This is a genomic window from Gammaproteobacteria bacterium CG11_big_fil_rev_8_21_14_0_20_46_22, assembly GCA_002796245.1.
GTDB lineage: Bacteria > Pseudomonadota > Gammaproteobacteria > UBA12402 > UBA12402 > 1-14-0-20-46-22.
The window spans coordinates 37,938-51,911 of sequence record PCWT01000049.1 but is presented as its reverse complement, the minus strand read 5'-3'; the positions used below and the strand labels follow the sequence as shown (position 1 = coordinate 51,911).

Annotated in this window: 14 protein-coding genes; 1 reads left to right on the top strand and 13 read right to left on the bottom strand. The window is 48.1% G+C overall.

Annotated elements, in window-relative coordinates; genetic code table 11:
• Positions 1–72 precede the first annotated feature (72 nt).
• Genes COV52_06720 through COV52_06675 form a run of 10 tightly spaced genes read right to left on the bottom strand, consistent with a single transcriptional unit; the run spans position 73 to position 9,452 of the window.
• Complete coding sequence (locus tag COV52_06720) at positions 73–1,215, bottom strand: succinyl-diaminopimelate desuccinylase (GenBank protein PIR10932.1); 1,143 nt, start codon at positions 1,213–1,215, stop codon at positions 73–75.
• Positions 1,202–1,555: an arsenate reductase gene (locus COV52_06715; GenBank protein ID PIR10931.1), complete on the bottom strand. Its 354-nt coding sequence runs from the start codon at positions 1,553–1,555 to the stop codon at positions 1,202–1,204. The genes COV52_06720 and COV52_06715 overlap by 14 nt, the downstream gene beginning before the upstream one ends.
• Complete coding sequence (gene dapD, locus COV52_06710; protein ID PIR10930.1) at positions 1,555–2,376, bottom strand: 2,3,4,5-tetrahydropyridine-2,6-dicarboxylate N-succinyltransferase; 822 nt, start codon at positions 2,374–2,376, stop codon at positions 1,555–1,557. The genes COV52_06715 and dapD overlap by 1 nt, the downstream gene beginning before the upstream one ends.
• 10 nt (positions 2,377–2,386) lie before the next feature.
• Positions 2,387–3,139 (bottom strand): septal ring lytic transglycosylase RlpA family lipoprotein, encoded by a 753-nt coding sequence (locus tag COV52_06705; GenBank protein PIR10929.1) that lies wholly within the window; start codon positions 3,137–3,139, stop codon positions 2,387–2,389.
• Positions 3,136–4,149 carry a lytic murein transglycosylase B gene (gene mltB / locus COV52_06700; protein ID PIR10928.1) on the bottom strand — a complete coding sequence of 338 codons (1,014 nt, stop codon included), beginning with the start codon at positions 4,147–4,149 and terminating at the stop codon, positions 3,136–3,138. The genes COV52_06705 and mltB overlap by 4 nt, the downstream gene beginning before the upstream one ends.
• Before the next feature lie 6 nt (positions 4,150–4,155).
• Positions 4,156–5,292: a rod shape-determining protein RodA gene (locus COV52_06695; protein PIR10927.1), complete on the bottom strand. Its 1,137-nt coding sequence runs from the start codon at positions 5,290–5,292 to the stop codon at positions 4,156–4,158.
• Positions 5,292–7,142: a penicillin-binding protein 2 gene (mrdA, locus tag COV52_06690; GenBank protein PIR10926.1), complete on the bottom strand. Its 1,851-nt coding sequence runs from the start codon at positions 7,140–7,142 to the stop codon at positions 5,292–5,294. Before mrdA ends, COV52_06695 begins: the two co-directional genes overlap by 1 nt.
• 10 nt (positions 7,143–7,152) lie before the next feature.
• Positions 7,153–8,001 (bottom strand): magnesium/cobalt efflux protein, encoded by an 849-nt coding sequence (locus tag COV52_06685; GenBank protein PIR10925.1) that lies wholly within the window; start codon positions 7,999–8,001, stop codon positions 7,153–7,155.
• Positions 7,994–8,464 carry an rRNA maturation RNase YbeY gene (locus COV52_06680; GenBank protein ID PIR10924.1) on the bottom strand — a complete coding sequence of 157 codons (471 nt, stop codon included), beginning with the start codon at positions 8,462–8,464 and terminating at the stop codon, positions 7,994–7,996. Before COV52_06680 ends, COV52_06685 begins: the two co-directional genes overlap by 8 nt.
• Positions 8,448–9,452 carry a hypothetical protein gene (locus tag COV52_06675; protein PIR10923.1) on the bottom strand — a complete coding sequence of 335 codons (1,005 nt, stop codon included), beginning with the start codon at positions 9,450–9,452 and terminating at the stop codon, positions 8,448–8,450. Before COV52_06675 ends, COV52_06680 begins: the two co-directional genes overlap by 17 nt.
• Positions 9,453–9,617: 165 nt before the next feature.
• On the opposite strand from COV52_06675, the gene COV52_06670 reads away from it, so the two are divergent.
• Complete coding sequence (locus COV52_06670) at positions 9,618–10,409, top strand: hypothetical protein (protein PIR10922.1); 792 nt, start codon at positions 9,618–9,620, stop codon at positions 10,407–10,409.
• A gap of 19 nt (positions 10,410–10,428) precedes the next feature.
• On the opposite strand, the gene COV52_06665 is transcribed toward COV52_06670, so the two are convergent.
• The 3 genes from COV52_06665 to COV52_06655 form a co-directional block, all read right to left on the bottom strand.
• The gene (locus COV52_06665; protein PIR10921.1) at positions 10,429–11,382 is read right to left on the bottom strand and encodes a glyoxylate/hydroxypyruvate reductase A; all 954 of its coding nucleotides are present in this window, start codon (positions 11,380–11,382) and stop codon (positions 10,429–10,431) included.
• Position 11,383: 1 nt separating this feature from the next.
• Complete coding sequence (locus COV52_06660; protein ID PIR10920.1) at positions 11,384–12,721, bottom strand: tRNA (N6-isopentenyl adenosine(37)-C2)-methylthiotransferase MiaB; 1,338 nt, start codon at positions 12,719–12,721, stop codon at positions 11,384–11,386.
• 122 nt (positions 12,722–12,843) lie between these two features.
• Positions 12,844–13,962, bottom strand: a complete 1,119-nt coding sequence (locus COV52_06655) for a hypothetical protein (protein PIR10919.1) — start codon at positions 13,960–13,962, stop codon at positions 12,844–12,846.
• Positions 13,963–13,974: the final 12 nt, after the last annotated feature.

The window sequence follows — 13,974 nt, the reverse complement described above, 5'->3', positions numbered from 1 at the left end:
GTTTTCTCATCAAATTTCCGCCCAACCTCGCCTCAAAACTGAACGTTTGTGGTTAAGTTGAGCAAAATATTTTTAATGGGACAACCGTGAGACATTGAGCAATATCGTGAAATAAATGGCTTTCAAAACCTCAATGTCTTTTTCGGGAATATGCTCATTAATTTGATGGATCGTTTTATTAACCATGCCAAGCTCTACAAGGTTGCTACATATTGCGCGAATAAATCGTCCGTCAGAGGTGCCGCCGCTGGTGGAAAGCACAGGGTGATAGCCAGTGTGTTGTTCGCAAGCGTTTTGCACTTGCGAAATAAAATCACTTTCCCGCGTTGTCATAAAGGGCTCAGCTGATGTTTTCCATTCGGTTTTGATATATAGATTAAGCGAGTCTGCAATCGCTTCCACACGAGCGGCAATGGCGCCGCTTGAGGTGGCGGGCGAATAGCGCCAATTGATGTGTATGTGTGCTGTTTCGGGTGTGGTATTACCCGCACTACTGTGTGATGCCAGTGAGGTGATTTGTAAACTCGTTGCAGGAAAAGCCTCGAGTGTTTTATTGTCCCAGCGTTCATTGCACAAAGCTTGAATAAAGCCTGCCGCAAGATGAGCCGGGTTATTCACGGTCTCAGGGTAGGCGACGTGCCCACTTTGCCCAATAAGCTGAATGTCAGCATGCAAAGAACCGCGTCGACCGATTTTGATCGTGTCGGCCAGTCGCTCAGATGAGCTGGGTTCACCAATAATGCAGCAATCAAACTGAATGCCACGTGATTGCAATATTTCCACGGCATGGCGCGTGCCGTGCTCGGCAGGGCCTTCTTCGTCACTCGTGATCAGAAGCGCAATCGTGCCAGGATGATTGGGGTTCGCCTTTGCATAATCCCGTGCGGCGCACACCATGGCCGCTAAGGCAGCTTTCATATCGCAGGCACCACGGCCATAAAGCAGGCCATCTTTTTCTGTGGGTTCAAACGGGGGTGTGTGCCACAAGTCTAAATCGCCCGGTGGTACTACGTCGCTATGCCCGGCAAACACAAAATAGGGGGCGCCGTTACCGTGTGTGGCCCAGAGGTTTTTAACGCTAGCGTGATCAAGGTGCTCGCAGCGAAAACCTGCCAGCGCGAGTTCCTTTTCAATCAGGGTATGGCAACCTGCGTCATCGGGTGTCACAGACTCGCAAGCGATCAATGCGTGTGTTAAAGCCTTAACGGTTCTCATCGATAGCCTTAAAATACAATGATGAATCAAATCCCACTAGCACGTTTTTGCCGGTGTTCAACACGGGGCGTTTGAGTAACGTCGGGTGCTGGCAAATTAAATGCACGGCTCTTTGTTCGTTTAAGCCTTGTTTTTCAGAGGTCGACAGTCCTTGCCAGGTTTTTGATTTCGTATTCACTAAAGTTTCCCAGCTCACAAAATGCAACCAGGTGTTGATGAGCGCTTCGTCAATGCCGTCAGCACGCACATCGTGAAAACGACATTCACATTCGTGCTCTTGTAAAAATGCGAGTGCTTTTTTTACTGTGTCGCAATGTTTAATCCCGTACAAAATAAACATTAGTCGCCTCGTAGTAAGTCATTGATGCTGGTTTTTTTTCGTGTTTGTTCATCCACGCGTTTTACAATCACGGCACATTGCAGTTGGTATTTACCATTATGGCCGGGTAGTGTGCCGGGCACGACCACGCTACCTGCAGGCACACGACCGTAGAGCACTGTATCGTTAATGCGATCATAAATTTTAGTGCTTTGACCGATGAAAACCCCCATGCTGATCACTGAGCCTTTTTCGATAATCACGCCTTCAACAATTTCAGAGCGCGCACCGATAAAACAATCGTCTTCAATGATGGTGGGCGTGGCTTGTAAAGGCTCTAATACACCGCCAATACCCACCCCGCCAGACAAATGCACGTTTTTACCGATTTGTGCACAAGAGCCGACGGTGGCCCAGGTGTCAATTAGGCAACCTTCGTCAATGTAGGCGCCAATGTTTACGAATGAAGGCATGATCACGGTGTTTTTACCAATAAAGCTACCGTGTCGAATAGCGGCTGGCGGCACAACACGGGTTTTGTCTTCTTCAAATTGATGAGCCGTGTAGTCACTGTATTTTGACGGCACTTTGTCAAAGGCCTGGCTAAAGCCTTGTTCGATGACGTGGTTGTCAAATAGCCTAAACGATAACAAGACAGCTTTTTTCACCCACTCATGGCAATGCCATTGGCCGTCGATGTTTTCGGCCACGCGCAGCTTGCCGTGATTCAAAAGATCGATGACAGATTTTACGGCTTGTTTGGTTTTGTTGTCTGCAGTGTGCGGCGATATAGCGTGACGGTTTTCAAAGGCTTGCTCGATGGTGGTTTGTAGCGCGCTCATGTTTATCCTTTTACAGGTGTGTGAGTGTGACAGGGTGCTTAATGCCTATCGATTTCAATTGTCGCTCAATGGTAAGCGCTTGCTCAAGCGTGTCAAGTGGACCGAGGTACACGCGGTTGTAGCGTTTTCCATTGAGCGTGATCGGTACAATATCGGTGTGCTGATGCGTCAATTTTTGCAATCTCAGGCTTAAGCGCTTAGCATTTGCGCTGTCGGCAAAAGAGCCCGCCTGCACGTATAAGGTTTTCAAACCTTGATTGGCTACATTCTCGCGCGGGTCAATCGCGCTTACAGAGACCATGGCTGTGCCGTGACCTACAATACCTAGCTTTAAGGCTGCCACGTAGGATAAATCAATGATGCGATCTTCATGAAATGGCCCGCGGTCATTGACTTTAACAATGATGGTTTTATGTGCGGCGATATTGGTAACTTTCACGTAGCATGGTACGGGCAGCACTTTATTCGCAGCCGTCATTTTGTACATATCGTATCGCTCGCCGGATGAGGTGAGTTTGCCATTAAATTTGGTGCCATACCAAGACGCGTAACCCACAGCGTGATAACCATAAGGTGATTTTAAGACGTAGTAGGTTTTGCCGAGCACGGTGTATGACTTAGGGTTGCCATAGCTTGTGCGTTTAAGAATACGAGGTTTGGCGTTATGCACTTGGCTTAGATCCACGGTGCCACTGGGTGCGCCATCTTTCGCTTGGCTGCAGGCACACAGGGTCAATGATAAAAGGAGTAAAACCCATTTCATGTTTTTATGTAGCCTTCTTTTAAGAGTTGATCTTGTATCGCTGTGCCGAGTAATACAACGGCGAGCGCATAATTATTACTAGGATTGTAATGCTTGATAACATCAAAATTGTAAAACGTGAGCCAGTATTCTGTTCCCTTTTTTAAAGGCATAGCCATCAAGCGCGCTTTAATCGCTTTGTCTTTCATGTGTAGCGGCACTTTAGGGTACACCCCCAATTTTTCCCAGGCTAATAAGCTTAGTCGCTTGTGGGCATCGTGTTTTTTGACATACGCGAGTGCTTTGGTATCTTTAAATCTCGCCAATGTGGCGATGGCTTGGTCGGGGCGCCAGCCTTGCTTGGATAAAAAGTTAGACACAGAGGCAATCACATCGCCGACGTTGTGAGATAAATCGATATCGCCTGTTTTTTTCGCGCTAACAGCGTAGGCTGAAATACTCGTTGGCATAAACTGCGCTTGGCCAATCGCACCGGCATAGGAGCCTAAGACCGAGTCTGTTTTGATGTGGTTTTTTTCGCAATACAAAATAAATTCAGCCAGCTGTGTCTGGAAGAACTTCGTGCGGGCAGGGTAGTAAAAGCTTAAAGTGACTAGGGCATTGATGACTTTGTAGCTGCCTTGATTCATGCCATAACGTGTTTCAATGCCTAAAATGCCCACGATAACCTTAGACGGCACATGAAACTGGTTGAACATAAACTGCAGTGTGTCGATGTTTTTCTTCCAGAATGCCACGCCTTGTGTGACGCGTGTTGGCGAGATCAGGGCTTTTTGATATTCGTACCAAGGCTTACTTTCGAAGGGCTGACGCATTTTTTGCAAAACGCTGGCGCGGTATTGAGCTTGCTCAATGGCGCGAGTCACCATGGGGCGTGAAACGTGATAATGCCTGACCATGTAATTAATGAAGTGTTGTTTATCGGTTTCTTGCTGGGTGCTGGCGAATAAAGCGGTTGCCATGCTTAGCCCGATGAAGCAGGTGATGAGCTGTTTAAGTTTCTGGAGCATCACGGCTTACTGCGACAATAATTTACGGTGGCTTTGTATCGACATCAAAATACCGAAGCTTGCCATCAGGGTTAACATCGAGGTGCCGCCGTAACTAATCATGGGTAACGGCAACCCCACCACGGGCAGTATACCACTGACCATGCCGATGTTGATAAACATCGAAAGAAAAAACAACCCGGCTAAGCTGCCGGCTAAAAGCCTGGAAAAGGTGTCTTGAGCATTTAAGGTAATGATTAAACAGCGAGCAATGATAATGCTGTAAAGCAATAGTAAAAATAAGCAGCCAATTAAGCCAAATTCTTCAGCGCACACGGCAAAGATAAAGTCGGTGGCGTGCTCGGGTAAAAAGTGCAGGTGCGATTGCGTGCCATTAAGCCAACCTTTGCCCAAGAAACCACCCGAGCCAATGGCAATTTTCGATTGAATAATGTGATAGCCTGCACCTAATGGGTCGCGCTCAGGGTTTAAAAATGTCAGCACCCGCTCTTTTTGATACACATGCATGCCATGCCACAGCACGGGCGCCGCAATCAGCGCTAAAATCAAAGCGACAAAGACCCAGCGCCAACTTATGCCGGCGAGCAAGAGTAATATGCAGCCCGTGCTTAAAATTAAAATCGCGGAACCCAGGTCAGGCTCTTTGGCCGTCAGCAATACAGGCACCATGATGATGACGAGGCTGACCAAGACTTCTTTTAAATTGGGCGGTAAGGGGCGGTAGGAAAAAAACCAAGCCAGCATCATGGGCAAGGACAATAAAATTAAATCCGACGGTTGGAATCGAAAAAAACCAAAGCCTAGCCAACGTTTGGCACCTAAACTTTCATGGCCGATAAGTAATACCAGTAACAAAGAAAATACGCTAATCCCGTATAAAATCGGCGCTAGGCGTTGATAAAAGTGCGGCGGTACTTGTGCTAAAAGGAATAATAAAACCAAGGCAAACACAATGTGGCCTAATTGCGAAGTTACAATCGAGAAGTCTTGATTGCTCGCACTATAAAGCACAAAAAAGCCAAAAAAAATTAGCGCGAGTAAGCTCAGCAATAAAATAAGATCAATGTGCAGCACTTGTAGCCAGGTGCGATACTGTGTGCCGCTATCTTGTTTTTTACGCTGTAATTGGCTGAAAAGTGACATTAGTGTGACCCTTGTGGCTGCCAATGATGCTGAGTTAACAGATAATAGTCCATAATTTTTCGTGCGATCACTGGTGCGTCGGGGTTGTTTTCCACCGCAACGGCCAGGGCAATTTGCGGGTGGTCAACGGGTGCGAAAGCGATAAAAAAGGAATTATCGCGCTCGCGCTCGGGTAACAGGCGATTATCTTGTTCGTCATTTTTGAGCGTATAGACTTGTGCCGTACCGGTTTTGGCGGCCACCGTATACGGTGTTTTGCCGAAGCGAAAGCCGGTGCCACGAGGCGAGCTAACCACCGATTGCATCGCTTGAATGACAATATCCCAATCTTTAGCGTTATTTAATGTGACAGGCGGCAAAGGTTTAGGTGTCACCACGGTCACAGGATTGCCCGCTATTTGATACTGTTTAAGCAATTGTGGTTGAAAGCGCTTGCCATGCATGGCGAGTGTGGCGGTGGCTTCTGCCAATTGCAGCGGGGTCACTTGCATATACCCTTGGCCGATACCGGTGATTACGGTGTCACCTTCGTACCAGGATTGGCCGGTTAAGCCCATTTTATACTGGGGCGAGGGTATGACACCGTTTGCCTCGTCAGCTAGCTCAATGCCGGTTTTGGTACCAAACCCAAATTGCCTTAGTATGTCTTCCATTTTCTTAATGCCCATGGTGTGAGCAAGCTGGTAGAAATAGATATCATCCGATAAGACAATCGCGTCGTGTAAATTCACCCAGCCAAAGCCGCCACGATCCCAGTTGTGATAAATGTGATGGGTGCCTTTCAGCCGAAACCAACCTCGGTCGTAGACCTTTGTCTCGGGTGTGATTGCGCCGGTGTCTAAACCTTGCAGCGCAAAAAAAGGCTTGATGGTTGAGCCGGGCGCATAAAGACCCGATATGGCGCGGTTATACAAGGGTCTGTCGCTATTATTTTGCAGTTTTGCATAATCGCTAGCGCTGATACCTTTCACAAAGAGGTTAGGGTCGTAGGTTGGATTACTGACTAAAGCCAGCACCTTGCCGTTTTGTGGATTGATGGCGACCGCTGCGCCTCGTAGTGTGCCAAAATCCTTGATCATCGCTTTTTGTAAACTGCTATCGATCGTGAGGGTCAGATTCACACCAGATTGTGCGGGCACTTTACCCATGTCACGCACTGTCGTGCCGTCTGATGTCGTTTCCACTTCCTTATAGCCGACTTTGCCATGCAGTTGTGATTCAAAGTATCGCTCAATGCCTCGCTTGCCAATGTAGTTGGTGGCGGCGTAATTGGAAGGGTCAATTTTTAAAAGGTCATCGGGATTAATTCGCCCGACATAGCCGACGACATTCGCGCAGGTCTCGGCGGTGGGGTACTCGCGCATTAGCCGTGCTTGTATGGAAAAACCGGGCAGGCGATAGCGGTTTACTGAAAATATCGCGACTTGCTGCTCGCTGAGTTTTTCTTTGATGGGCACCCATTCATAGCGGGGGCGTTGCCTGGCTTCTTTTTGGTATTGCTTAAGTTCGGTGTCGGAGATGGGTATCAAGGTTTGTAAGATCGCCAGTTCCGACTTGAACTGGCCGAGCTGATCGCGTTTGACCATGAGGCTGAATACCGGTGTATTTTTAGCGAGTAATACGCCGTTGCTATCATCGATCAGGCCACGGCGTGGTGGGATAGGGCGTAGTGCAATTTGGTTATGGCGCGAGAGTGTGGTGTAGTAACGGTGTTGGTCGATTTGCAAATACACAAGACGCACGATGATAGCTAAAATGAGCAATGCAATAATAATCGCAACCACCCATAAGCGACGCTTAAATAATCTTGCTTCACGCAAGCGATTTTTGATCGCGAACTTTTTTATCATCGTTTAGAGCTTAGTTTTCACTGTCGCGGTTATGATGCAGGCTGAGCTGCAAGACGCGACGTTCATCAGCGTTGATCACTTGAAACTTTAAGCCTTTGAGGGTGCAGTGTTCACCTTTTTGAGGCACATGCCCTAAGCGATGCGTGACCAAGCCGCCGATGGTGTCGAACTCATCTGTTGGAAGTTCGGCATCAAAGTAAGTGTTAAAATCTTCGATTTCTGTCAGTGCATCAACGATATAGTGTGATGTTGACGCTTGTCGAATTTTTTCAGGCTCATCGTCTTCGAGATCATGTTCATCTTCAATATTACCGACAATTTGTTCGAGAATATCTTCAATCGTCAATAAACCAGAAATCACACCATGCTCATCGGCCACTAACGCCATGTGCGTGTGATTCGCGCGAAATTCTTTTAGCGCCATGTCTAAGCGCTTACTCTCTGGCACGGTGACCACGGGGCGGAGCAGGGTGTGTAAATCAAAGCCTTCGTGTTCATGCAGTACGAAATAACGCAAAACATCTTTAGCGAGCAATAGGCCGCGCACATCCTCGATATCTTTGCCTATCACCGGAAAGCGCGAATGACCGCTTTCAATCATTACATTCAAAAGTTCAGGTAAGGGCTTGTCCATTTCGAGCGTGACCATTTGCGAGCGGGTGATCATCACATCTTCCACACGACGATCCGCTACGGTGATTGCACCACGAATCATTTCCATCGCGTCATGCTTGAGCAGTCGATTTTTCTCTGCGTCTTCTAAAATGTCGATCAGCTCTGCGCGGTTTTTCGGTTCGTCACTGCCTGATAGCATGCCCATAAACCGTTCCAGTAAACCTTTGGATGGTGTGTTACTCATTGTGCTCCTCGTAAGGGTTTTTGATGCCTAAATTCCTTAATAAATCCACTTCGCGTGCTTCCATGATACGCGCTTCATCATCTTGAATATGATTATAACCTTGTAAATGCAACATGCCATGAATCACCATGTGCGCATAATGATCGTGTTTGGACTTATGCTGCTTGCAGGCCTCTTGTTTCACGACATCATCACAAATAATAATATCACCCAAATGCGGTGGCTCATCTTCAGGGCTTGGGCTGTCGCCTTCAAGCGTATAAGCGAATGATAAGACATTCGTGGGTTTGTCTTTTTGTCGATACGTTTTGTTAAGTGTTTGAATCTCATTGCTTGAGCAAATACGCAAACACACACTGGCCGGCTGTTTTTGCTCGTTGGCTAAATCGACCCAGGTTTGGAAATCTTGCTTTGAAGGTGTGTCTGCTTCAACTGCGAGTTGTAAATCAAGCTCGGTGTTCATGTTCATCTTTTTCATACGCACGGATAATGCTTTGCACCACAGGATGCCGGACCACATCTTTCGCACTAAACCGGGTAAAGCTCACATTGTTTACACCCGGTAAAATATGCATCACGTGAGTCAGGCCAGACGGCTGGTTTTTGGCCAGATCAATTTGGGTTACGTCGCCGGTGATCACCGCCTTGGATCCAAAGCCAATGCGTGTTAAAAACATTTTCATTTGGTCTTTCGTCGAGTTTTGTGCTTCATCCAAAATAATAAAGGCATCATTCAAGGTGCGACCACGCATGTAGGCGAGCGGGGCGATTTCTATCACATTGTTCGCAATGAGTTTGCCGACATTTTCAAAGCCCAAGAGTTCATAAAGCGCATCGTAAATGGGCCGCAAGTAAGGATCGACCTTCTGGCTTAAGTCACCGGGTAAGAACCCGAGCTTTTCACCGGCCTCAACGGCGGGGCGCACTAAAATCAAGCGCTGAACCAAGTGCTTTTGAAGGGCGTCGACCGCGCAAGCCACGGCCAGAAAGGTTTTACCCGTGCCGGCAGGGCCAATGCCAAAATTAATCGCATGGTCAAAAATACGTTCTAAATAAGCTTTTTGGGTCGGTGTGCGTGCACGAATTAGCCCGCGTTCGGTGCGTAAAGTGATGTCCTTTTCTGCCGGTGTGGCAGGGTCTTCTTTGAGCGCGAGGTGGATGGACTCTTTGACGATATCTTCACCGTTTTCAGTTTCGGCGTAGAGAGCTTCCAGCACGTGAGCGGCTTGCTCGATGGCCTGGCGATCATCACCCTGTATATTAAAGCGGTGGCCTCGGTGGTTTATGGTGACCCCTAGGTGCTTTTCGATGAAGTTGATGTTTTCTTCAGCAGGGCCGCAGAGGGCAGACAGGCGTTGATTATCGTGGGGTTTGAGTTTAAACGCGTGGTCAAGTAGCAGATTGTTCAACGAGGGCCTGGCTCCGTAAGGTTTCTGGCCTGATTGTGGCATTAAACGGTCTAGCTCGCAAGCGATGGCTAGGCGTCATGTTTTTAATTGCCAACTCCAGGCATTCTAAATGATGTGCAAAAATCAATCGAAAAAACGAGGCTTTTGGTTGACTTTTTTTTGACCAATGTTGGAATGTGCAGAAGCAGAAAAAGAGAGGTTAACTCCATGTCTAGAAAAAAAGATCCTATCGCCTTCATCAACACAAGCCTTGAACAGCTAGAGTTATCAGAATTAAAAAATCTCGCTCACGACATCATTAATAGGCGGATTGCTAAACGACACTATGCTGGCTATAGCACTCTCGGTATATTCTTTTTTGTCATTATTATTCCCATGCTCTGCTTAGGCAATGGCGCTGTCCCGCAGGATGCGCCAGAGCCACCAACGCCTGGATCAGATGAAATGAAAGGGGGTCTCGAAACGAGCCGCATGGCGCCTTTTTTGTCAGATTTAAACCGAGGGATTAGTAAAGCACAAAGCCAAAGCGCTGTTATGGATCTTCTTCAGTCTCATCCAAATATCAAGCGCGATATGCTTAAATCGCATCAGCGATCAGGAGAGACTCAGCCTTTATTAAGTAGCGCTGCTTCAGATAGCACATTTTCCTTAAGTAGTAGTAACATAGAAAATCGCCTTCAAGCAGCGAAAGACCGTTTTTTTGCTGCGCACGTTCGATCTCAGTCACGTTTTGAAAAGGCTGGAAAAAGGCATACCTTACATTTTGCCCAGACAAAAGAGCGCATGCTTGGGGATGCCCTTTCTGCGGCAAGCAATCTAGGCCATCAGCAGCCTGATTTTACTGAAGTCAAAACCACGCTAGGAAAGATTCAGCACGAATCCAAGATCAAAGGTTATGCGGTTCTCGTCAAAACGGCGGCAGCATTGTTTGATGCGATTGAAGAGATGCAAGAGGCGCAAAGGCAAGCTGCTCCATCATCATCAGCAGCAGCGGCTTAAAAGCAGGTTGTCTCTATAGTCAGTAACCCTGCGTGATTTCAACTTGATTGAGCAGGGTTTCGCCTCGTTGTACTCTGCGGTAGTTCTCAAGCAAAAACGGGGCGACGTTGGCGGGCAGCGAGACGCCTGCATTATGCGGGGTGATCTCGATCTTGGGGTGTGTCCAAAAGGGGTGGTCCTGCGGGAGTGGCTCAGTGTGAAACACATCGAGTTTGGCACCAGAGAGCTGGTCGTTGTCGCAAGCAGTGATTAAATCGGCTTCCACCAAGTGCTGCCCACGCGCGATGTTGATGATGTAAGCACCTTTGGGCAGTTTTTGCATGAGCTCAAGGTTTAAAATGCCTTCTGTTGCAGGCGTCAGCGGTAAAATACACACTAAAATATGGCTGTTAGCTAAAAATTCATCCAGGCCGGCTTCGTCAAAACAGGGCATACTTTCCAGGGTCTTCAGTCTACGACTCCAGCCAATCACGGGTATATTAATCGACTGCAAGGCGCGAGCAATGTGCTGACCAATTTCGCCCAAGCCCATGATGCCCACAGTGAGCTCATCGTTCAGTGTAAAGGGCGGTGTTTGTCGCCATTCTTTACGCGTTTGGCCTTCACGAAAACGATCCAGCATGCGGCTTTGGTTAAGCACAGCCTGAATCACATAGTGTGTCATATCACGTGAGAGCACCGTGTCTGTAACACGTGCAACGGGTAAATCACGGGGTAGTGACTCATCGGCCAGGATATGGTTCACGCCTGCGCCGAGCGAGGTCACAGCCTTTAAGCGGGGACACTGCTTGAGCATGCCGATAGGGTGATTCCAAAGGATCAAGTATTCAATGGTGGATTGGTCGATGTTGGGCCAGACTTGTAACTCGCCCGGTGCAAGCTGCGCGTTTAAAGCCTCTCGCCACTGATGGATTTGCTTTTCACGCCGCTTCGTTTCTTCTGGTGTGGCGCCGATGATCAGACCGATCGTCATCCTATTCTCCCTGCGTGACAATTTCTCCGCGCAAAGAGTTCGGTTGCGCTTGTGTGATGTGGATATCGACAAAAGTATTCACCAAGCGTGGGTTGCCTTCAAAGTTCACAATGCGGTTATTTTCCGTGCGGCCCGTGAGCTGACCTTCGTGTTTTTTAGCTGCCCCGGTAACCAGCACTTTTTGCACGGTACCGACCATGGCGCGCGAATATTTTTGCGTGTTTTCAGTGAGCAGTGCTTGCAAGCGTGCTAAGCGTTCTTTTTTAACGTCTAAGGGCGTGTTATCCGGCAAGCTGGCCGCGGGTGTGCCGGGGCGTGGTGAATAAATAAAGCTGAATGAAAAATCAAAACCAATCTCGCGCACTAAATCCAGGGTTTTTTCAAAGTCAGCTTCTGTTTCACCGGGAAAACCCACGATAAAATCCGAGCTAATATAAATATCTGGGCGTACTTTACGTAATTTACGCAGCTTAGATTTATACTCCAAAATCGTGTGGTTACGCTTCATGGCAGCCAAGATACGGTCGGAGCCTGATTGCACGGGTAAATGCAGTTGGTTGGCGAGCTGAGGTACTTCAGCATAAGCGTCGATCAAATTTTCAGAAAATGCGTTCGGGTGAGAGGTGGTAAAGCGAATGCGATCGATGCCGTCAATCGCAGCCGCGGTATGAATCAATAAAGCCAGGTCTGCGACTTCACCATCCGCCATTTTGCCTTGGTAATCATTCACGTTTTGGCCTAAAAATGTGATTTCGCGCACACCTTTTTCGGCTAAGCCGATGCACTCGCGAAGCACATCGTTAAACGGGCGGCTAATTTCTTCGCCGCGTGTGTAAGGCACCACACAAAACGTACAGTATTTATTGCAGCCTTCCATGATGGAGACCATGGCGCTTACGCCTTTCACTGAAGGCTCGGGTAATTTATCGAATTTTTCAATTTCCGGAAAAGAAATATCAACCACGACTTTTTTTGAGGTTTCTGCCTGCTTAACAAGCTCAGGTAAGCGGTGAATCGTTTGTGGGCCAAAAACCACATCCACATACGGCGCGCGCCGGGCGATAAGTTTGCCTTCTTGGCTCGCCACGCAACCGCCCACACCAATTTTTAAATCAGGTTTTTTTTCTTTAAGCTTTCGAATACGACCCAGCTCTGAGAACACTTTCTCTTGCGCTTTTTCACGAATCGAGCAGGTGTTTAACAAAATGATATCGGCATCTTCAATGGTTTTGGTTTCCACCGTGTTGGCTTGATCGGCCAACACATCGAGCATGCGGTTGGAGTCGTACTCGTTCATCGCACAACCGTAAGTTTTGATGAAGACTTTTTTGGTGCTCATGCTGCTCGCCTTGTTTTAAATTTGCGCAATTCTAGCGAATTTTAATCGCCAGCACAAGGCAGGCTTGTGCTGGCCAACATGGCTTTCGCCCGCTCCGTCAACAGCCCTTCATGAACTCAGGCTCATTTTGGGTGGGGAGGAGGAGTCTCTGGTGGCACTGCATGTTGATGATTGACACGAAAGAGTGTCCCTGCTATTGGCATCCGTGCTGGCGGCGGCGCGTCGTTGCAAATAGCAGCGGCCGAAGAAGGCGGTTGAGCGGCTGCCGCCGGTGGAGCAGCAGACCTGGCTGCTTCCAGAGCGGCTCTCACTGGGTCTAGCAGAAGTATAAGCGATTGAATGAGCACACTTTCAGGCACCAGGAACGTCTTTATCTCCTCTTGCTTAAACGGTACTTCATTTCTTAACAGCCAGTCTAGGCTTTTGTATAGATTGCTTAGTGAAGACAGTGTGCCTAAGCATTTTCTTAGGTGGGAAGCGAAAAGTGCTCTTGCTTGATCCGTTAGTGATTGAGCGTAATATTGCTCAGAGAGGCTTATCAGGGCTAGCCGCAGGGTCCCTACCCTTGCTTTTTGTCTTCCATAGGCGTCCTGCAGGACGGTTAGCGTTGCTGGTTCTCTTCCATAGGCGTCCTGCATGACGGTTAGCGTACTGTGGGGTGCCTGTTGTGCCTGTTCTCTTCGGTGCTGATTATTACTCAAGAAGATATCGAATGCCAGACAGTCAACAAGCTTAAGCAGGTCGCCTTGGATACCTCGAATCTGCATGCGTGTGCCATCCGTGAGCTGTTTTATCCCCGTTGCCCTCTTGCCTTCTTCCCAGGAGCTTGATTTTTCATGAAGCTCGTTTAGTTGTTCAAGAAGGCGAAATAGTTGCAACAAGGTCTCAGGGTCGGGTTCGGGTGTGGACGATCGCACTAAAGCTTTAAAAGCCCCTAGATGCTCGTTTAACCAAGACAAAAAAACCATCAGGCTAAACCATTCGTCAGTGTTAGTTTTAACTTTAACTTCTTCTCTTGGATCAATAGCTTTTTTTACAAGGTTTGTGAGGGGAACTAGCCCTTGGGCAATTTCTGTCTTAAGCGTTAGTAAACTAGCGTTCCTGGAGAGGTGCGGCAACTCTAATTTCTGTTGGCGACGTAAGATCTGCTCTTTAAAAACGCGACGAAGCTCTGCATCGCGGCGCCCGGCTACGCCGAGGAGGTCGGCTAGGTCGGCGGCGGCTACGTTGACTTTTGGCATGATAATCTCCAT

Coding starts and splice junctions, on each gene's coding strand:
- COV52_06715 (PIR10931.1), bottom strand. CDS start 1,555: ATGTTTATTTTGTACGGGATTAAACATTGCGACACAGTAAAAAAAGCA.
- COV52_06660 (PIR10920.1), bottom strand. CDS start 12,721: ATGAGCACCAAAAAAGTCTTCATCAAAACTTACGGTTGTGCGATGAAC.
- COV52_06670 (PIR10922.1), top strand. CDS start 9,618: ATGTCTAGAAAAAAAGATCCTATCGCCTTCATCAACACAAGCCTTGAA.
- COV52_06720 (PIR10932.1), bottom strand. CDS start 1,215: ATGAGAACCGTTAAGGCTTTAACACACGCATTGATCGCTTGCGAGTCT.
- COV52_06665 (PIR10921.1), bottom strand. CDS start 11,382: ATGACGATCGGTCTGATCATCGGCGCCACACCAGAAGAAACGAAGCGG.
- COV52_06685 (PIR10925.1), bottom strand. CDS start 8,001: ATGAGTAACACACCATCCAAAGGTTTACTGGAACGGTTTATGGGCATG.
- dapD (PIR10930.1), bottom strand. CDS start 2,376: ATGAGCGCGCTACAAACCACCATCGAGCAAGCCTTTGAAAACCGTCAC.
- COV52_06675 (PIR10923.1), bottom strand. CDS start 9,452: ATGCCACAATCAGGCCAGAAACCTTACGGAGCCAGGCCCTCGTTGAAC.
- mrdA (PIR10926.1), bottom strand. CDS start 7,142: ATGATAAAAAAGTTCGCGATCAAAAATCGCTTGCGTGAAGCAAGATTA.
- COV52_06695 (PIR10927.1), bottom strand. CDS start 5,292: ATGTCACTTTTCAGCCAATTACAGCGTAAAAAACAAGATAGCGGCACA.
- mltB (PIR10928.1), bottom strand. CDS start 4,149: ATGCTCCAGAAACTTAAACAGCTCATCACCTGCTTCATCGGGCTAAGC.
- COV52_06680 (PIR10924.1), bottom strand. CDS start 8,464: ATGAACACCGAGCTTGATTTACAACTCGCAGTTGAAGCAGACACACCT.
- COV52_06705 (PIR10929.1), bottom strand. CDS start 3,139: ATGAAATGGGTTTTACTCCTTTTATCATTGACCCTGTGTGCCTGCAGC.
- COV52_06655 (PIR10919.1), bottom strand. CDS start 13,962: ATGCCAAAAGTCAACGTAGCCGCCGCCGACCTAGCCGACCTCCTCGGC.